Source organism: Microcoleus sp. (assembly GCF_049646505.1).
In the GTDB taxonomy this organism is placed as follows: domain Bacteria; phylum Cyanobacteriota; class Cyanobacteriia; order Cyanobacteriales; family Microcoleaceae; genus Microcoleus.
The window spans coordinates 1-19,630 of record NZ_JBARVX010000030.1 but is presented as its reverse complement, the minus strand read 5'-3'; the positions used below and the strand labels follow the sequence as shown (position 1 = coordinate 19,630).

Sequence of the window (19,630 nt, the reverse complement as noted above, 5' to 3'; positions counted from 1 at the left end):
TGACTAATTGATGCTAGGGCCGATCGCAAATTCCCTTGAAACTCGCCCAAAATTCGATCGCACTCTTCCTTCTCCAAATTAGTCCAGTGCATCATCAAAGCTAACTTAACAGACTTGCCGCTTTTTTCCAGCAAAAAACCCGCTTCATCCCGGCTCAAATCAGTCAAATCTTGCAACATCCGCACCGCCCGATCGCGCAATTTCTGATTAGTCACGGCCACATCAACCATCCGATTGCCGTAAACCTTCCCCAGCTTCACCATTACCCCAGTCGAAATGATATTCAAAGCCATTTTTGTGACTGTACCGGCTTTCAAGCGCGTTGAACCCGCCACCACCTCCGGGCCCACCAACAACCGAATATCAACATCCGCCTCAAAATTCACCTGTTCCACGGGTACGCAGGCGATAAATACAGTTTTCGCCCCCCGCTGTCGCGCCGCCTGCAGGGCACCGGCTACAAAGGGTGTTGTGCCTCCTGCGGTAATTCCGACAACCACATCTAAGTTGTTAATGTGACGGTGGGCGATCGACTCCGCCCCATCTTCGGGCCGATCCTCCAAATCCTCGGAACTCCGCACCAAAGCCCCCGCACCGCCGGCTATTATGCCTTGTACGAGCTCTGGCGGGGTGCAGAAGGTGGGGGGACACTCGGCGGCATCTAGTACCCCCAAACGCCCGGAAGTTCCCGCACCGACGTAAAACAGGCGGCCTCCTTGATGCAGAGATTCGGCGGCGGTGTCGATCGCCCGGGCTAACTCTTCGCGGGCGCTGGCGATCGCACTTAAGGTTTGGGCGTCTTCGCGGTTGAACAAATCCACTAATTCGATCGAACTTAGCTGGTCTAAATTCTCGCTATTGGCATTCACCTGTTCAGTCAGCAGATGGCCTCTTTCTTCCAAATTTTTCATTTTTTTAATTAGTCGGTTGGCAGTTGTCAGTTGTTAGTTGTTAGGAAAGCAGTTGTCAGTTGTCATATCAAATCCGGGTTTTGGATACCCTTGACGAACCAGTCGGCGCAGGCCGACTTTGTTTCTGTAGACGCGGTTTCAACCGCCGAACGATTTTCGCTTGAAACTGGCGCGATCTTCCTCAAGAGGCAATTACCCGTCACCCGTCACCCATAACCCATGACCATTAACCAATAACTGAGGACTAATGACTAATGACTGATGACTAATGACTGAGGACTACTGACTGCTGACTGCTGACTCTTACAAAAGTCCTTCGAGTCGGCGCCGAATAGAATCGAGTTCGTTTTGGGAAACCTCAGAATCCGGCTCCGGCTCGGATTGGTTCTCGGCCTGCCACTGAGTCTGTGTTACATTGTCTTCTGGCGGAATCGCTAGCGCGCCCGCCGGCACCAGTTCCCAATCATAATCAACACTGTCGCAGAACTCCTTAATTTCTATATCGTCGATCGCCTCGACGGTAGCTTCGGGGAAATCCTGAGCTTCCAACATCACGCCAAAGCGGGTGGCGTCATCTTCCGACTCAAACATCAGAACTTTGTTGCGATCGCCGAGTTGAATGGTATGAATTCCCTCATTCTCGGTGCGGGCATTGAAGAGTAAGACGAACACTCGCATAAGTTTTAAAGACCTTCTTAACCACCGTTTTTTTATCTTAGAAGCGATCGGGCGATCGATTTGAGATTTGAGATTTTTGATTGAGGGCCGATCCTGCGCGCGGCGCGATCGAGAGGATTTGAGGGATTTAGACAACTCGGTTGGAGATTTGAGATTTTTGATTGAGGGCCGATCCTGCACTGGGGGGGAAATCTAGAGGATTTGGGGGAGTTGGAGGACTTGGTTTTGGGTGGTGTTGCGTGTTTTGATTGAATTCGGTAAAGGTTTTTGCAGTCTACCCTAGAGTGGGGGCGTGCCTTCTGCCGAGAGTTGGGTTCGATCGGCACTTCCGGCCTCTGTTCTGAGTCTACCAAAGACAGAAGGCAAAAGGCAAAAGGCAGAATCAAAGCAATTCTACCGCATCGAACCTTGGTTGATTTCCTGATTCCTGAATTCTCATATCATTTCCGGTAACACCGTCAGGTGATGTTGACTGTTGACTGTTAACTGTTAACTGTTGATGGTTTGAACAATACCGATACAACCGAAAACGATATGATATCAATTCCTGTGTGCCGTCAGATGACTTTGACCGTCAACAGTCAACCGTCAACAGTCAACCGTCAACTTTAATTTAGTATTCCGATGCTAACGGATTTGATATCACAAGCTCTCAGAGACAAGCATGACTAACTCGGACGATGACAAAAATCAACTCGCAGCCCGCCCCGGACGCCGCTGGTGGCGCCTGCTGCTGCTTAGCGGTACGGGATTGGGCATTCTCGGCCTGGTTGGGGCGGTGGTCGCACAGGAGTGGGTGCGGACAAACTTAGCTCCTTTGGTGGAATCTGAGGTCAGTCAGACACTCAAGAGGCCCGTGCAAATCGGAAAATTGGAGCGATTTTCTCCGACTGGTTTGCGGTTTGGCCGATCGAGCGTACCCGCAACTTCAACCGATCCAGATTACGCCTCTACAGAAGCAGTAGAAGTAAAATTTTCAATTTGGCCGCTGCTGTTCAACCGCACTCTAAAATTAGATATTACCTTAATTAAACCCAGCGTTTATATCGAACAAGACAAGCAAGGTACCTGGATTAATATTCCCACATCCGAACCCAAAAAACCAGGTTTATTTAAAACAGAAATTGATGCCGTGCGCGTTGAAAATGTCAGCGCACTTTTAGTGCCAAATCCCCCCATCGGACAGCCAAAATCGGCTCCTATTTCTGTAAGTCTGAACAACGGAAACGCTTTATTTCGCGAGCAAAATCAGCGCATCCTCTACGAACTCAACGGTCAATTTACCAATAATGATAATTTTGCAGTCAAGGGCGATTCTCTGTTGCCTGATGCTCAAACTAACCTGCAGTTGCAAGGTCAAAATTTGCCTTTGTCCGACCTCGCCCGCTTGCTGAAACTGCCGGGAATTTCTTTACAAAAAGGTCTGGCAAATGGCAACTTAACCGTGCAATTGCGAGAAAATAAATTATCAGCACTTACTGGAACGGCTAGTTTTGCCGGATTGCAAGCAAATATCAAGCCCCTGAAACAAACAATCCAAAATAGCAGCGGTCAATTGCGGTTTCAGGGAACTAATGTGATTGTGGATAGTTTGACTGCTAATTACGGTTTAATTCCAGTTAAAATAGCCGGAACAGTCGCAACAGGAGCAAATTTTAACCTAGATCGAGCTAGCTTCAATCTAATAACTAATGTGCAGCCCGTAGCCGTGGCAAATGTTGTCAGTACGGTAGAAACAGAGTTAGGGCAGAAAATTGTACTGCCGATCGCAGTAGCCGGAGAAATCAAGGCAGATACCAAACTAACTGGAACCGTTGCAAATCCACTGCTGACTGGTACGATCGCCTCCACAAAACCCGCTGTGGTCGATCGCCTGCAATTAAACAATATTAGCACTAATTTTAAGCTGGAACCGAGGAGAATGGCTCAAACCCCAACTCCCAAAACTCAATCTTCTCTTCCCCCATTTTCCTCTGTCGGTTTGGCTTTGAGCGATATATTGATAGTGCCGGCAGCGGGCGGTAAAATTAGCGGGAAAGGTGAAGTCGATATAGCTTTAGGAAGCGGGAATTCGCGATCGGGTTTGGTGTTTGATTTGCAAGCTGAAAATGTACCCGCAGATAATCTCGCCCAAATTTACGCTGTCCAGATTCCTGCTACTGTTAAAATTGGCAGCGTCTCCGCCAAAGCTCAAGTTTTCGGCCCTTTTGACAACATCCAAGCTAGAGTTCAATGGCAAGCGCTGCAAGGAAGTTTTCCCGCAAGTGGTGAAATTATAAGCCGAGGTAATGCGGTAGATTTGCAAAATACAGTTATCAAAATTGGCGACACTAATGTAAATGTGGATGCAGCCTTAAGAAATCGGCAGTGGGAAGCTTTGATCGAGGGCGATCGCATAGCTATTAATAGTTTACAGCAAGTCTTGCCAGAACTTAATTTACCTCCGCAATTAACAGGTTTTTTCAGCGGAACCGCCGAGGCTGCGGGAACTCTGGACGATTTGAGTTTAAATGCGATCGCTGCTAACGCCAAAGGAACACTAGATATTGCTGACAGTATTGTAGATGTTCGCGGCAAACTGGAATCCGGCCGCTGGCAAGTTTATGGCAATACAGAACGAGTGGCTGTCAATCAATTAATTGATATTGGTTTACCGTTTGTCAACCTGCAATCCTCAGCAAATCTCGACAATATCAAATCCAAAATCCAAAATCTCAAATCCCTGGGCGGACAGCTAACAGGTGAAGTTTTAGCTGCGGGAAATGTTGACAATTTGACCGCTAGCGGCATCAATATCAAGACCGACGGCAAACTCAATTTTGCTGACAGCAATGTCAATTTGCAAGGAGAATTGAGCGAGGGAAATTGGCAAGCAACCGCAGAAACCGATCGCACTTCCATCAGCCGCTTGGTAGATTTAGGATTGCCGATTTTAGATGTAGCTTCAGCATTCAATCCCGAAAATCAACAGTACAGCAATCTAAAATCTAAAATCCAAAATCTCAAATCGATTGACGGACAGCTATCGAGTCAATTTACCGCATCGGGAAGTCTTGACAATTTAACCGCTAGCAGCATCAATGCCAGCGGCAGAGGCCAACTCAATCTTGCCGGCAGCAACGTCAATTTTAAAGGAGAATTGGCAGAGGGAAATTGGGAGGGAATTGCCGAAACAGATCGCACTTCCATCACCCGCCTGGTAGATTTAGGATTGCCACTGTTAGATGTCGCTTCCGCCTTCGTTGCTGAAAACCCCCAAACAGTCGCCAATCTCAACAATATAAAATCTAAAATCCAAAATCTAAAATCGCTAGACGGACAAATATCCAATCAAATTCAAGCGTCGGGAAATCTGAATAATTCAACCGCCGCCGATATTTCAGCCAACAGCAGCGGCCAACTCAATATTGCCGATGGTACGGTTGATTTTAAAGGTAAATTAGATGGTGGACGGTTGCAAGTTTTTGCTGATGCCGATCGAGTTATTCTCAGCCGCTTAGAACAAACAATCCGCGATACCCAACTGTTTGCGCTGACGGCAACTTTGCCCAAAGGATTTGACGGCAGAGTTAACGGCCAACTGGCAGCAGCGGGCAGTTTGGATAACTTGACAGCGAAGGGAATTAGTGCTAAGGCAGAAGGAGTGATTTTGGTCGATCGACTGGGGGCGATCGATACTGCAGCCACATTGGAAAACGGCAACTTAGAAGCATTCCTAGAAACCGACGGAGTTACAGTCAGCAACTTAGAACAAACCCTCAAACAAACAGGGTTGCTGACAGCCAATTTACCGCCAGAAATAGCCGGCACCCTCGACGGTAAAGTCCGAATTTTAGGCAGTGTAGACAATCTCACCGCCAACGGCATCACCGCCAACGGCGACGGACAAATTCGACTCGCCAACGGCGGCGGAGTTGTCAACGCCACAGGTAGCGCCGCCTCCGGGAATTGGCGCGCCTCAATCGAAGGCGACCAAATTGCCCTAAGCCGCTTCCAGCAAGCCTTTGAATCGCAGCGCCAAAGCTTGCAAGCCAGCGGTTTAGTCTCCCAAGCCCAAAATCTCCCGCTGCTGCGAGGCATATTTAACGGCAATGTCAATTTATCCGGCCCGATAGCCGCTGCTTCGGGGGCACCGCCCCTACAAAATGTTCGCGCCGGCGGCAGTTTCCGCATCTCCGAATTGCCGTTTTTGAAACAACCTTTTGAGGCAGCATTTAACTGGAATGGAAAGCGGGTAGAAATAGAAAAAGCTGCAACTCCGGGTTTGACAGCCAGCGGATTTGTGAATGTCGAACTCGAAGGTAAAGGATTGCCGTCAATTGAAAATTTGGATTTGGATATCAAACTCTCCAATTTTAACCTGGCAGCCTTACCAGCAGAACAATTAGGATTTTTGCAAGTAGGGAATGTCAACAATGCTTCAGAAGCAAATCAGCCTGTTCGCGGCAATGTCGATTTCACGGGCCGCCTCACCGGAAATCTCGCTTCACTCAGCTTGGTTGGCGATGTGGAAGTGCGGAATTTGGCAGTAAATCAAGTTGAATTCGATCCGGTACTGGCGGGGAGTGTGAGTGCGAATTCCGATAAAAGTGTAAACTTGCGTTTGGCCGGCGCAAGCGACAAAATTGAATTAGCTTTAAATTCATCTTTTCTGCCGACTTCTTTCTTGGTTAAACGCGGGGAATCTGTAGCCCGCGGCGAAACTGAGGGAGAAACTTTGCGAGTGAATTTAAGCGAGTTTCCCCTCGCTGCTTTGAATCTGTCGCCGGGGAAAGATGCCGGTTTGGGGCCGATAACTGGTACGGTTTCTGGACAGGTGAATGTACCGGGCTGGAAGATGCCGTTAAATCCGCAGACTTTGCAAGCAAACGGACAAATTGCGATCGACCAACCAGCGATCGGCTACATTAAAGGTGACAGTTTTCAAGCCGAATTCAGCTATGAAGGAGGCAACGCCACTCTGACAAACGGCATCTTCCGCCAAGGTACGGGTGAATACTTAATTTCCGGCAATGTCACAACAGGCGCAAACCCGGAATTTGCCGGGAAAGTTAACATCAAGCAGGGCAACTTGCAGCAGATTTTAGTCGCTTTACAATATTTCAATTTAGGCGATTTAGCCAGAGGCCTCAAACCTCCGGTTTACGCTAGCGCCGCCGACGTGCAAACTGTCGCTGTCGGAGAACCGGAAGCCCCGTTAATCGAACAGTTGCGCCGTTTGGCAGAAATTGAAGTGCTTTTGCAGCGGCGGCAGGAGGTGATTGCAGAATCGCAAACATTGCCGCCGCTATCTGAATTGCAGGGGACTTTTGGCGGGGAAATTGCTGTCGCCGGTTCTTTGCGAACGGGGGTGGAAGCTCAATTTAACGTTACGGGCGATAATTGGCAGTGGGGCCAATATGTCGCTGAAAAGTTCAGCATTGAGGGCGGTTTTCAGGACGGGGTTTTAACTATTTTACCTCTGGAAATTCGATCGGGCAAAAGTGCGATCGGCTTTTCGGGACAACTAAGCCAAAAAGCTCAATCCGGGCAGTTGCGGATACAAAATGTGCCGGTCGAAAAGTTAGCCGAACTGGTAGAATTGCCCTTTGTGGATGTCACCGGAAATTTGAATTTGCGGGCGAACTTGGCCGGCAGTTTGGAAAACCCGCAGGCCACCGGAGAATTGAGTTTGGTTGAGGGTACGCTAAACGGAGAACCGATTAAACAAGCTGACGGCAGTTTTAGTTACAGCAATGCCCGCCTCAATTTTGGCGGCAGCGCTTTGATAACTCAAGTCGAACCGATTGAGGTTCAGGGAAGTTTGCCTTTTGAGTTGCCGTTTGCTGCTGTAAAACCTGACAGCAATCAAATTGATTTGAGGGCGAATTTGGAAAATGAAGGATTAGGAATTATTAATGTCTTGACTCCGCAAATTGCCTGGGTCAGCGGCAAGGGACAGGTGCAAATACGTGTCGGAGGGACGCTGGAAGAGCCTGTAGCGGAAGGAATTGCGAATTTTGAAAATGCTACCGTCCGGGCGAGAGCTTTCCCAGAACCGCTAACAGGGCTGACTGGGACGGTGCGCTTTGAGGGCGATCGAATTCGGGTAGAACGAGTTCGGGGACAGTTGAGTCAGGGAGAAGTTGTGGCGCAGGGCGTGATTCCGCTGTCCGTGCCCTTTGCGGAGGGCGATGTCGATGCAGCAAATCCTTTGGCTGTCAATCTCGACAAGCTGGCCTTGAATCTCAGAGGATTGTATCGCGGCGGCGCAGTCGGTCAAGTCCAAGCAACGGGCACGGCTTTCCGGCCGCAGTTGAGCGGTAACATTGAACTCTACGACGGCGAAGTATTTCTCCCAAGTGCGGGCGGCGGCGGCGCAACTGAGTTAGTTTCTTCCCCTGTAGATTCCGCGCCTGCAGATTCCCCTGCAGATTCGGCTGCCGATTTTCCTGACGCGCCTTTGGCTTCCCCCTCCTTTGAGGTAGGGTTAAACGATTTGCGGCTGAAGTTGGGCCGGGGCGTGCGGGTAACGAGTCCGCCGATATTGAATTTCCAGGCGACTGGGGGTTTGACGGTGAACGGAACTTTAGACGATATTCGCCCGGAGGGTACGATTCGGTTGACTTCGGGGGCGGTGAATTTGTTTACAACGCAGTTTAAGCTCGATAAGGGATACCCGCAAACTGCTACCTTTTTACCAGAACAAGGACTCGATCCGACGCTGGATGTGAGGTTAGCAACTTCGGTACAGGAAGTAACGCGCTTCCGCACTCCGGGAACTTCTGTCGCCTCTGAAATATCCGACGCACCGACAAGTTTCGGCAGCGTGCGGAGTGTCCGAATTCAAGCGTTAGTGCAGGGAAGGGCTTCTCAGTTAGCCGAAAGTCTGGAGTTGAGGAGCTCTCCAAGCCGATCGGAAACAGAGATTGTAGCGCTGTTAGGCGGCAGTTTCGTGCAGACATTGGGACAGGGAGACAGTACACTGGCGATCGCAAATCTAGCCGGTGCGGGTTTATTAAACAACCTGCAATCGGTGATTACCAACGCCACAGGATTGACGGAATTTCGGTTATTTCCGACTAGAATTCGAGGCAACCAAGGAGAAACAGCCAGTTCCAGTTCTGGGGGCGCTTCCGGTGCGGGTTCTCTCGGCATAGGTTTAGAAGTTGGGGCCGATATCACGCGCAATCTTTCGGCATCAATCATTCGAGTTTTGTCAGCAAATCAGCCGACAGAATTTAACTTGCGCTATCGATTGAGCGACAAGATTTTGCTCAGAGGTTCAACTAATTTTCAAGGAGACAATCGCGTTACTGGTGAATACGAATTGAGGTTTTAGTCATTAGTCATTAGTCATTAGTCATTAGTCATTAGTCATTAGTCATTAGTCATTAGTCATTAGTCATTAGTCATTAGTCATTAGTCATTAGTCATTAGTTAACGGTTAACGGTTAACGGTTAACGGTTAACGGTTAACGGTTAACGGTTAACAGTCATTAGTCATTAGTTAACGGTTAACGGTTAACGGTTAACAGTCATCAGTCAACAGCTAACAATGCCCAATTCCCAATTCCCCATGCCCGATGCCCGATGCCCAATTCCCAATTCCCCATTCCCCATTCCCATTTGTGAATAATTTGCTATAATAGTAATAGCAGAAAATTAGTTCTGCACATCCCGCACACTAGGTTATAGGAGTTAAGTCAAATGGCAAACAAACTCCAAGTAAAAACACAGTCGATCGGCTACAGTGACTTTTACTGGAACCGATTTAGTCCGAGAGTCGCGACTATCAGCAGCATCCGCAACGCCAACCACTGGGACGGCGGATATATCACCTACATTGCATTTGCCACAAAAGTTGAAGCTACAGAAGCAATGAAATATTTGCTCCTGCATCAAAAAGCTGCCGATGTCGATATGCGAAAAGCTAAGCGAATGAAAGCAAAAGGCATTCGGTGGGAGCTAAAAATTCGGGGTTTAGCTTTTAATGAAGTGTTGAAATGTGCAACTATGGATATAACTGGAAAGCTAGTTATGTTGCCTGAAAAGGTCGATCGAGCAACAAGCTGAATAGCTGCAAACCCCATGATATCGTTTCCGGTTGCATCGGTATACCAATTTCATAAAGTAGCGCTAGATATTACCCCCCCCAACCCCCCCGCGATTTCGGGGGGGCTAAGATTTGATCTATACCACATATGAAAGAAAAATGGTAGTACAATCAAATCGAGTCAACAGTCAACAGTCAACAGTCAACAGTCAGTAGGGGCGGTGCCAAGAGTGCCCGCCCTCTTAACAGTCAACAGTCAACAGTCAACAGTCATACGAACCAGTCGGCCTTGGGGCCGACATCGTTTGTGCAGATGCGGTTTCAACCGCCGAATCATCTACTTCTGCCGCTGCTTTTCAAGATACTGCTGGTGGTAATCTTCTGCTAGGTAAAACTCGCCGGCAGGTTTGATTTCAGTGGCAATATCTTTGTCGTATTTGCCGGAAATTTGCAACTTTTGTTTGGAGGCGCGGGCGGCTTTTTCTTGTTCCCAATTGTGATAAAAAATTACAGATTTGTACTGTTCGCCTCTGTCGGGGCCTTGGCGATTGATTTGGGTAGGATCGTGACAGTTCCAGAATAAATCTAGCAGTGTTTCGTAACTGACGGTCGATCGATCGTATTCTAGCACAACTGCTTCAACGTGACCGGTGATTCGGGCGCAAACGTCGAGGTAGCAGGGATTTGGCCAGTGACCTCCCGTGTAGCCCGCAGCCGTCGAGACGACACCGGCAACGGCGCGAAACTTGTGTTCGACTCCCCAAAAACAACCGGCGGCAAATGTGGCTTTTTCCATCGTGTCAATCATCGTATTGGAATCAAACTTGGCACTCGATTATGCTTGACATATTCCCATGAGCGTGCATTCCCAAACTAATCGCGGCTGTACGTAGTTTAGCAAATATTGTCGTGCTTTTTCCAAGGGTTCTAAGGGCGATCGACTAATTCCCCCTGTCAAAAATTGCTGCCAATAACAATGCTGTAAATAATCGATCAACCACAACTGAGCTTCTGTATCCAAAGTTTTATCAATTTCCTTGGCCAATTCCAAAGCAGAGGGCAGATTTTGAGGCAAATGCTTTACCTTTTGCAGCAAATCGTCGGGGATTGATTGCAGTTGCTGCCAAATCGCAATTGCCTCCCCAGGGCTTCCCTGAGCCATCCCCATTACCTCCGGACGGGATAAAATATCCGCGAATCCGGCTTGCTGCAAAACTTGCGCCATTGCTTCGGGATTCAGCCGAGAAAACTGGATTTTTTGACAGCGAGAAATCAAAGTCGGCAGCAAAACTTCGACAGTCGGAGCAATTAAAATTAAGGCTGCTTTGCCCGGTTCTTCCAAGGTTTTCAACAACCCGTTAGCTGCTCCTTCGCCCATTGTTTCTGCTTGTTCCAAAACTACCACTGAACGCGCAGCTTCTAGCGGAGGCCTGCTCAAAAATTCACTAATTTCTCGAATTTGTTCTAAGCGGATTTGGGGCGGTGCTTTCCGTTTTAAACCTGCTTCTTCTGCTTCCTTTGCCGAAAGCCGTTTGCCTTGGTTCATGTAAGTTGGTTCTACCCAGAGCAAGTCTGGATGATTTCGCTGCCGCACGCGATTTTGCACGGAGGCGATCGATTGCTTTGCGGGAATATTGGCTGAGAATAACAGCTCGATGAAACACTGGGCGGCTAAACTTTTACCGATGCCGTTAGAGCCGACAAATAAATAACCGGGAGCAATGCGGTTGCGATCTACTGCTTGGGTTAGTAATTCTACGGCTCCATTTTGTCCGATTAATGATGTAAAATAATTCATGTGATAGTTGACAGTTGACAGTTGATAGTTGACAGTTGACAGCCCCCTGATATCAATTCCGTTACGGAATTATTCATTTCTCTCTAATCTCTCTGTGTTCTCTGTGTTCTCTGTGGTTAAATCATTCCGATCTTAACGGATTTGATATAAGTTGCGAGATAATAAGGAGGCAGAGCGAAAGTAACGAGTAATCGCTTAAGTTATTAAATTTTCATTCCTTACTTTTCGGAATTGGGGTTATTTGAATATCCCCAAGCTTCTAACTTGCTAGTTACAATGGTTTGGATTTCCTGGGCGACTTCGTGTTCGGGACGATCGCCATTTATGCGAACAATGCGAGATTTATGTTCCTCGGCTAACTCCCCAAAACCTTGCTGCACGAGGCGGTGAAACTTCAAATCAGCTTGCTCCATCCGATCGCGCCCTCCCCTAGCTTTTACCCTCGCCAAACCCGCTTCCACATCAATATCCAGCCACAAAGTCAGATCGCTTTGCAAGCCGCCCGCGGCAATTTCATTCAACTGCTTAATTAAATTTAACTTAAGACCGCGGCCGTAGCCCTGATAAGCAATCGTAGAGTCAGTAAAGCGATCGCACAAGACAATTGTTCCCTTAGATAACTCTGGTTTCAGAAAAGTTTCGACGTGCTGAGCGCGATCGGCCGCATACATCAGTAATTCTGCCATCTCAGATACCAATTCTCCGGAATCTTGTTTGAGCAACAAATGTCGCAGTTGCTTTCCGAGCTCAGTCCCCCCCGGTTCGCGAGTAGCCGCCAACCCTACTTTCAAAAAGCAACTTGCTTGCAGCCAATGTATCAACCGCTGCATTTGCGTAGTTTTACCCGCACCTTCAACCCCCTCAAAGACGATAAATTTGCCTTTCATGACTCTAACCTTCCATTTAAATAAAATAAATCCATATTGTACTGTCGATCTCTTCTAGGTTCGGTATGATAATAAAATCTAAATGCCTCACGGCTGGAGTTTTCTATGGCTCGTTATACTGGTTTTTTTATCGTTGCCGTTCCGATCGACCGTCTCCGTCAGTCCTTGATTGAAATTTTAGAGTCATGCAATCTTGATATTATCTACAATACAGGAGATTCCCTCATGGCTCGCGAAATTCCCGGTCAAGTTTCGATTGCCAAACTTGTCACAGCAGAAGTCCTAATTGAGAAAAATACGGCCAGCGACTCAGAGGTTCGGATGAACTTCGTGATTAAAAACGAGGAACTGCCGCTGCAAACCAATAACCACTGCCGTCAAATGTTCGAGCTAGTCAGCCGTTCAATTATGAAAAACAATAATTGGCGGCTGTTGGAAAGTATGGCACTGTAGCCATCAGTCATTAGTCCTCAGTCATCAGTCATCAGTCATCAGTCATTAGTTTGTGGCTAATGACCAATGACTGATGACTTTTATCTGCAAGCCTACATTTAAGCTCGAAATCCCCGGCGTAGCAACAAAGAATTTGTCACTACGCTAACAGAACTAAAGGCCATAAATGCACCGGCCGCCGCAGGAGTGAGTAGAATTCCGGTTGCGGGTAGCAAGATACCTGCTGCAACTGGAATTCCCAAAGTATTGTAAGCAAAAGCCCAGAATAAGTTTTGGCGAATCTTATTAAAAGTAGCGCGACCGAGGTCGATCGACTCAACAACATCCATCAAAGCATTTCGCATCAGCACAATTTGAGCCGTCTCAACAGCCACATCAGTGCCGCAGTGCAAACTGATACCGACATCAGCTTGAGCCAAAGCCGGCGCATCATTGATGCCATCCCCCACCACAGCCACTTTACAGCCTTGAGCTTGTAAACTGGCGATCGCCCTAGCCTTTCCATCCGGCCGCACCCCGGCCAAAACATCAGCCGCCGCCAAACCTAGCTGCTGCTGCGCCACCGCCGCCGCCTCCTCCGTATCCCCCGTCAGCATCATCACCCGCAATCCCATTTCCCGCAAACGTTCCACCGCCGCCTTAGCATCCGACCTCAGAGTATCTTTTAGCCCGATTACCCCCAGCAAAACGCCCCCAGAAGCCACGAAAACCGCCGTTTTGCCTTGGCAAGACTCCAAAAGTTCTGCAGCCACAGCCACGCCCTGCTCGCCCATCCACGCGGCATTCCCCGCGAACACCCGCCGCCCCTCAACCAAAGCAGAAACCCCCAATCCCGGTTCCGTGTAGAAATCCTCAGCAGGTAGCAGCGGCAAACCTTGCTGTTGAGCTTCCAGCAAAATCGCTGCGGCGATGGGATGACAAGCGCCCCTTTCCACCGCTGCGGCAATTTGCAGCAGTTTTGAGTCAATTGTGGAACGGGCATCTTGCCTGCTGTCAGAATCACCATCAATAATTGTGGAACAGGCATCTTGCCTGTTACCAGAAACACCATCAATAATTGTAGAAATTGTGGAACAGGCATCTTGCCTGTTGTCGAAAATCGGCAAATAATCAGTGAGTGTAAGATTGCCGGTTGTGAGAGTGCCCGTCTTGTCAAAAACCACCGTATCTAATTGATGCACCCGTTCCAAAACATCGCCGCCGCGAATTAAAAGTCCGCGCTCCGCACCGATACCAGAACCGACTAAAATTGCAGTTGGGGTAGCAAGTCCCAAAGCGCAAGGACAAGCCACAACTAAAACTGCGATCGCCAATTTCAAACTTAACAACACAGAAGATTGATAATGGATAATAGGCAATTGGTAATTGGTAATTGGTAATTGGTTTACCATGCCCGATGCCCCATGCCCCATGCCCGATGCCCAATGCCCGATGCCCGATGCCCCATGCCCCATGCCCGATGCCCCATGCCCCATATCCTGTCCTAAAAGCACAGAAGGCCAAATATGAGTTCCGGCAAAATACCAAAATAGGAAAGTTAAAGCCGATATCGTCATTACGCCATATACAAAATATCCGGCGACAGTATCAGCTAAATTTTGAATCGGCGCTTTGCGAGTTTGGGCAGCTTGCACCAAAGCCACCATTTGAGCTACAGTTGTTTCTTCGCCGGTGCGAGTTGCGCGCATCACAATTGCGCCGGATTTGTTGATAGTTCCCGCCGCGACTGTATCTCCCGGTTGTTTCAATACAGGCATCGATTCGCCAGTCAACATCGACTCATCTACGGTGGTTTTGCCTTCGCAGACTTCGCCGTCTACGGGAATTTTTTCCCCTGGCAAAACTTGCAGCCATTCTCCGACTCTGACGCGATCGGCTGGAATTTCAATGTATTGTGGATTGTAGAGTTGAGATGTCGAGTTTGGGGGCAATTCTTCCGAGTCTAAATTTAAAATCGGCAGTTTAAAATCAACTAAGCGGGCGGTTGCCGGCTGCAATGCGATTAAAGCTTGCAAAGCTGATGCAGCGCGCCGTCTGGCTTGCTGTTCGAGAGTTTTACCCAACAAAATAAAGCCCAGCAGCATCACTGGTTCGTCAAAAAAGCACTCCCATCCCATCTGTGGAAACAGCAGCGCCGCATTGCTAGCGGTGTAAGCGGTGACAGCGCCTAAAGCTACTAAAGTATTCATGTTGGGTGCGTTTCGCCACAAACTGCGGCAGCCGTCAACGATAATCGGGCGGCCAGGTAGCAGTAATGCGAGGGTGGCGAGTCCCCAGTGAAACCAGATGTTGCTGAGAATTGGGGCTTTTGTGCCGAGTATGTGACCTAAACCGGATAGAATAATTAGGATAAGGGCGATCGACAATTGATTGATTTGCTGTCGAATTTCTTGCCGCCGCCGTTCAACTGTTGCCGCTTCAGCTTCCTGCTGATTTCCACCTAACCGAGACACAGAGGGAAATCCGTTATCAGTCAACTTTTTTGCTAAAGCTTCTGCATCGACAGCCCCCGGTTGGCATTCAACCGTTGCAACTTCTACTGCTAAGTTAACGCAAGCTGAAATTACACCTGAATGCTGCATGAGTTGGCGTTCAACTGCTTTGGCGCAGCCGGCACATTTCATCCCGCCGACATCGAAAGTCACAAGTTCTGGCGGCGGGGATTCTTTAATTGGGATGATTTCTGGTTGATTTTCGGAGATTGTTTTGGGGACAAATTGCATTGTTTTTTTGTATAGATGAGTAGGTTTTTGTATTTCGGAAATATTTGGATGCACTGTTAAGACAAATGCCTGTATTTTGATAGTAGATAAATTTGGCGGCATCTCCCGAAAGTGTTAGTTTTTTTTAATTCTTATTAATTGCTCGGTTGAAAGCGGATCTCTATTTGATACAATCAGTGAATTGCTTCGTTAGTATCCAGCTTTTGTCTGACGAATTTAGCTATGACACCAACACCAAAATATTATATTGTCAAACGTCTGGCCGGTAATTGCGAGATTTTGCCGTTGGCGGAGCCCGCCCCTACGGGGGCTACGCCAACGCAGAGGATCGCCAAAATCGAAGAACAAGACCCTACTATTATAGACAAGTGGGGCCCTTACGATTCTGCAGAAGATGCGATCGCCCGACGCATCGGATTAATTCGCACCGGCAAATGTCAGCCGCAATTAGGTGGTTGACTGTTGACTGTTGACTGTTGATTGTTGACTGTTGACTGTTAACTGTTGACTGTTAACTGTTGACTGTTAACTGTTGACTGTTGACTACTGACTACACTGTCATCTGCGGTTGCAAAATTCTCTTTTTTTTACCGCAGATACAGGCAGATCAACACAGATTAACGCAGATGAATTAGATTTATTCTGGTTGACTGTTGACCGGATTTGAGATGACTCGCCATGACGGATTGCCAAAAATAGCGAAGCATTCGAGTTGAAAAATCTTGGCTTTGAGCCGTAGATATTTCATCGAATGCTGTTTTTTACATCAAAAGTTGCAGAGGTTTTCTACTTAGATTGAGAAGGTGCTGCACTCGGTTTGGCCTGCGCTGCAGTCGGTTTTGGCGATGCAGAATTGGGTTTCAACTGAGCTTTGTCGTTCCCTGTTTTGCCAGTAACTTCTTTTGTCAAAACTTCTAAAGCCTTCGCGTATTGCGGATCTGCCGTCGTAGCAATTTTATCGCGATCGCGCCTCAACTCCTGTTTTTGAGCGTCGGTGAGTTCAATCACAAAATCCGGTTTAATTCCCATGTGATTGATATCAGTGCCGTTGGGAGTAAAATATTTGGCAATTGTCACCGCCAAACCCGAACCATTACCAACACCGCGTACCGACTGCACCAAACCCTTACCAAAAGTCTTTGTACCCACCAAAACCGCGCGTTTGTTGTCTTGCAAAGCGCCGGATAAAATCTCGCTAGCACTGGCTGAACCGCCGTCTACGAGTACAACCAAGGGTTTGTCAGTAATCTCTCCCTTGTTTGCAGTTTGTCTGTCGGCCTCCCCGACTCGATCGACCGTCGAGACGATCGTACCTTCCTTGAGCCACATCCGAGCAATTTCAATACTTCCGTACAGCAACCCGCCCGGATTGGAACGCAAGTCTAGGATATAGCCTGTCACATTTTTCTGTTCCAAATCCTTCATTGCCGATCGCATTTCCGATGCAGCATTCGCACTAAACTGATTTAAGCGAATGTAGCCGATTTCGCCGATCGGGCTTTTCTGCACCGAATGCCGCACCGGATGAATTTCAATTTTAGCGCGTTTGAGCTTAAAATCTATTTCCTTTTTGTCCCGCAAAATAGTCAGCGTCACCTCAGTATTCACCTTACCCCGAATCAAAGTTACCGCTTGATTCGTATCCATGCCTTCAGTGCTTTTGCCGTCAATCTTGGTAATGATGTCTTTTGCCAGAATACCGGCGGTAAAAGCAGGGGTATCCTCGATCGGCGAAATCACCACCAACTTTTTAGTTTCCTCATCTTGAGTCAACTGAATCCCAACTCCTGTCAATTCCCCAGAAGTTTCCACCTGCATATTTTTGAACTCTTCAGGGTTCATAAACCGCGTGTAAGGATCGTCCAGCTTCTTCAGCATTTCTCGAATTGCTTTGTAAGCTTCTTCATCGCTGGTATAAGTGCGGTTCAAATAATCATTTCGCACTGCTTTCCAGTCAACCTGGTTAAAAGTGCCATCAACATAACTTTTGTCAATAATCTGCCAAACTTCATCAACCAATTCTTTAGGACTTCCCCGAAAAGAAGCCAAAGATTTAGAACTGCAACCAGTGTTGACAAAAGTTACAGCAGTGAGTACAACTGCTGTTGCACTTAGAACAAGCCCTCGTTTTGTTATAACCATTTGTGTGACGCGCGGGAGGAAAAGACTTCAGAATAATTACGCTCAATCTAACACAGGCAAAGCTTGGTCGGATTTTGGATACATATTTATTCAACTTTGCCGAGTTCTATTCCCGAAGCGGAAGCTGCCGCGCCTGAATGCGGGCGCGGGTGTAGGAAGTTGATTTGTCAACGCCTAGAATCCTTGGTATTTCGGCGTTGTACCAAAGTCTAGATCCCCCTAAATCCCCCTTAAGAAGGGGACTTTGAGAAGACTTTCTTGTCCCCCCCTCTTCTTAAAGGGGGCTAGGGGGACTTCGATCGCTCTTGTCCCCCCCTTCTTAAGGGGGGCTAGGGGGGATCTGGCCTCAGATAGAAGCGAGATTTTTCAAAAGTTGCAGTCTCTGTGTTGACACCAATCGCATCGTGCCCGCCCCAAACCTACTCAGGTTCAATCCAGCGATCGTCCGACTTAATCAAATCAATCAACTCTGCCACACCCTGAGACTCAGGAACCTTCTTAATTTCATCCCGGCCGCGGTACAGAGAAATATAACCCGGTTGCTTCCCGACATAGCCGTAATCAGCATCAGCCATTTCCCCCGGCCCATTGACAATACAGCCCATTACTGCAATATCCAAACCAGTGAGATGCTTCGTCGCCTCCCTCACTTGATGCAAGACTTCCTCCAAATTAAACAAAGTCCGGCCGCAGGAAGGACAAGCCACATACTCAACCATCGTTTTCCGCAATCCCAAGGCTTGCAGAATGCTGTAGCAGACAGGAATCTCCTTTTCAGGGGCCTCTGTCAGCGAGACGCGGATAGTGTCGCCGATGCCGTCAGCCAACAGCGGGGCGATACCAGCCGTGGATTTAATGCGGCCGTATTCGCCGTCGCCAGCTTCCGTAACGCCCAAATGCAGCGGGTAATCCATGCCCAATTCGTCCATCCGGTGCGCCATCAAGCGGTAAGCAGCCACCATTACCGGCGCGCGGGAGGCTTTCAGGGAAATCACGATGTTGCGGAAGTCGAGGGATTCGCAAATTTTGATAAATTCTAGGGCGGATTCTACCATGCCTTCGGGGGTGTCGCCGTAGGTAAACAGCATCCGTTCGGCGAGGGAACCGTGATTGACACCGATTCGCAAAGCTTTGCCTTGATCGCGCAGGGAAATCACCAGAGGTTCCAGGGTTTCGCGGATTTTTCCGCCAATTTCGGCGAATTCCGCGTCAGTGTATTCGGTTCTGTCGGCTTTCGGCTTCTCGAACACGTAAAGTCCGGGATTGATTCTCACTTTGTCTACGTGTTTGGCGACTTCCAGGGCAATTTTCATGCCGTTGTGGTGGACATCGGCAACCAGCGGCACGGGTTGGTAGGTTTCGTGCAATTTTTGCTTGATTTCGGCTAATGCTTTGGCGTGGGCCATGCTGGGCACGGTAACGCGGACGATTTCGCAGCCAATCTCGTGCAATCGCCGAATTCCTGCCACCGATCCGTCGATGTCGAGGGTGTCTTCGTTAATCATCGATTGTACGACGACTGGGTTGCCTCCGCCGATGGTGATGCTGCCGACTTTGACGGGACGGGTTTTGCGGCGTTTGATGCTGGTGTCGAAAATCGGCTGAGGGTTGGGGGTTTTAGTTGGATTGGGCAGAGTTTGCATAGTTGATTGGTAGAGTTTTGTTACGAAGGTGTATAAAATTGTGTCTGCTGTTTTTTAGGTTGCCACAGAAATGACCTGTTTGGGTAAACAGGTTTTGGGATTTAGGATTTTTGATAGAAGTACGATCGAACTTGTAACTCACTTTGTTTAGTTTTGGGCGATCCTCTTCGAGGGCTTCGCTAACGGGCGAAAGATTAAAGGCGTTGCTGAATACAAATATGAATTCAAGATTTCCCAATTGCTATAAGCCAAGTATGGTGAGCTTTGTAACATCAAGCGAAAAGTTGATTTGTATGCCAGAATCAGCAACGCCTTTTTTTTTACCGCAGAGGGCGCTCTTGGCGCAGAGAGAAGAGGGAA

12 protein-coding genes are annotated in these 19,630 nt (G+C 48.3%); 4 read left to right on the top strand and 8 right to left on the bottom strand.

Features of this window, described 5'->3' with window-relative positions; all coding sequences use genetic code 11:
• A partial coding sequence (murQ, locus tag WBA89_RS02055) for an N-acetylmuramic acid 6-phosphate etherase (RefSeq protein WP_424403606.1) occupies window positions 1-911 on the bottom strand: 911 nt, incomplete at its 3' end.
• A gap of 303 nt (window positions 912-1,214) precedes the next feature.
• Window positions 1,215-1,589 carry a DUF3110 domain-containing protein gene (locus WBA89_RS02050; RefSeq protein ID WP_424403608.1) on the bottom strand — a complete coding sequence of 125 codons (375 nt, stop codon included), beginning with the start codon at window positions 1,587-1,589 and terminating at the stop codon, window positions 1,215-1,217.
• 664 nt (window positions 1,590-2,253) lie between these two features.
• On the opposite strand from WBA89_RS02050, the gene WBA89_RS02045 reads away from it, so the two are divergent.
• Both WBA89_RS02045 and WBA89_RS02040 read left to right on the top strand, forming a co-directional pair.
• Window positions 2,254-8,910, top strand: coding sequence for a translocation/assembly module TamB domain-containing protein (locus WBA89_RS02045; RefSeq protein ID WP_424403604.1), 6,657 nt, complete (start codon window positions 2,254-2,256; stop codon window positions 8,908-8,910).
• A 368-nt stretch (window positions 8,911-9,278) separates the two neighbouring features.
• Window positions 9,279-9,644, top strand: coding sequence for a hypothetical protein (locus tag WBA89_RS02040; protein WP_424403602.1), 366 nt, complete (start codon window positions 9,279-9,281; stop codon window positions 9,642-9,644).
• 317 nt (window positions 9,645-9,961) lie between these two features.
• Here WBA89_RS02040 and msrA read toward each other — a convergent pair whose 3' ends face one another.
• The 3 genes from msrA to tmk form a co-directional block, all read right to left on the bottom strand.
• Window positions 9,962-10,420, bottom strand: coding sequence for a peptide-methionine (S)-S-oxide reductase MsrA (msrA, locus tag WBA89_RS02035; RefSeq protein ID WP_424403600.1), 459 nt, complete (start codon window positions 10,418-10,420; stop codon window positions 9,962-9,964).
• Window positions 10,421-10,459: 39 nt separating this feature from the next.
• Window positions 10,460-11,422: a DNA polymerase III subunit delta' gene (locus tag WBA89_RS02030; RefSeq protein WP_424403598.1), complete on the bottom strand. Its 963-nt coding sequence runs from the start codon at window positions 11,420-11,422 to the stop codon at window positions 10,460-10,462.
• Window positions 11,423-11,640: 218 nt separating this feature from the next.
• Window positions 11,641-12,309, bottom strand: a complete 669-nt coding sequence (tmk, locus tag WBA89_RS02025; protein ID WP_424403596.1) for a dTMP kinase — start codon at window positions 12,307-12,309, stop codon at window positions 11,641-11,643.
• Between the two features lie 105 nt (window positions 12,310-12,414).
• Between tmk and WBA89_RS02020 the strand changes: the two genes are divergently transcribed.
• Window positions 12,415-12,762, top strand: coding sequence for a hypothetical protein (locus WBA89_RS02020; RefSeq protein ID WP_194063909.1), 348 nt, complete (start codon window positions 12,415-12,417; stop codon window positions 12,760-12,762).
• Window positions 12,763-12,860: 98 nt separating this feature from the next.
• On the opposite strand, the gene WBA89_RS02015 is transcribed toward WBA89_RS02020, so the two are convergent.
• On the bottom strand, window positions 12,861-15,485 hold the full coding sequence (locus WBA89_RS02015) for a heavy metal translocating P-type ATPase (RefSeq protein ID WP_424403594.1): 2,625 nt from the start codon (window positions 15,483-15,485) through the stop codon (window positions 12,861-12,863).
• Window positions 15,486-15,707: 222 nt separating this feature from the next.
• Here WBA89_RS02015 and WBA89_RS02010 point away from each other — a divergent pair, with 222 nt between their 5' ends.
• A complete protein-coding gene (locus WBA89_RS02010) occupies window positions 15,708-15,944 on the top strand; it encodes a DDE transposase family protein (protein ID WP_424403592.1) in 237 nt (78 codons plus the stop codon).
• Between the two features lie 327 nt (window positions 15,945-16,271).
• Here WBA89_RS02010 and ctpC read toward each other — a convergent pair whose 3' ends face one another.
• Together ctpC and ispG are read right to left on the bottom strand one after the other, a co-directional pair.
• Complete coding sequence (gene ctpC, locus WBA89_RS02005; protein ID WP_424403590.1) at window positions 16,272-17,627, bottom strand: carboxyl-terminal processing protease CtpC; 1,356 nt, start codon at window positions 17,625-17,627, stop codon at window positions 16,272-16,274.
• 419 nt (window positions 17,628-18,046) lie between these two features.
• A complete protein-coding gene (gene ispG / locus WBA89_RS02000; protein ID WP_424403588.1) occupies window positions 18,047-19,270 on the bottom strand; it encodes a (E)-4-hydroxy-3-methylbut-2-enyl-diphosphate synthase in 1,224 nt (407 codons plus the stop codon).
• Between the last annotated feature and the right edge of the window lie 360 nt (window positions 19,271-19,630).

Bases quoted from the DNA above. Each gene is read 5' to 3' on its own strand.
- WBA89_RS02015 (WP_424403594.1), bottom strand. From the start codon at position 15,485: ATGCAATTTGTCCCCAAAACAATCTCCGAAAATCAACCAGAAATCATC.
- WBA89_RS02020 (WP_194063909.1), top strand. From the start codon at position 12,415: ATGGCTCGTTATACTGGTTTTTTTATCGTTGCCGTTCCGATCGACCGT.
- WBA89_RS02040 (WP_424403602.1), top strand. From the start codon at position 9,279: ATGGCAAACAAACTCCAAGTAAAAACACAGTCGATCGGCTACAGTGAC.
- WBA89_RS02010 (WP_424403592.1), top strand. From the start codon at position 15,708: ATGACACCAACACCAAAATATTATATTGTCAAACGTCTGGCCGGTAAT.
- ispG (WP_424403588.1), bottom strand. From the start codon at position 19,270: ATGCAAACTCTGCCCAATCCAACTAAAACCCCCAACCCTCAGCCGATT.
- WBA89_RS02045 (WP_424403604.1), top strand. From the start codon at position 2,254: ATGACTAACTCGGACGATGACAAAAATCAACTCGCAGCCCGCCCCGGA.
- msrA (WP_424403600.1), bottom strand. From the start codon at position 10,420: ATGGAAAAAGCCACATTTGCCGCCGGTTGTTTTTGGGGAGTCGAACAC.
- WBA89_RS02030 (WP_424403598.1), bottom strand. From the start codon at position 11,422: ATGAATTATTTTACATCATTAATCGGACAAAATGGAGCCGTAGAATTA.
- WBA89_RS02050 (WP_424403608.1), bottom strand. From the start codon at position 1,589: ATGCGAGTGTTCGTCTTACTCTTCAATGCCCGCACCGAGAATGAGGGA.
- tmk (WP_424403596.1), bottom strand. From the start codon at position 12,309: ATGAAAGGCAAATTTATCGTCTTTGAGGGGGTTGAAGGTGCGGGTAAA.
- ctpC (WP_424403590.1), bottom strand. From the start codon at position 17,627: ATGGTTATAACAAAACGAGGGCTTGTTCTAAGTGCAACAGCAGTTGTA.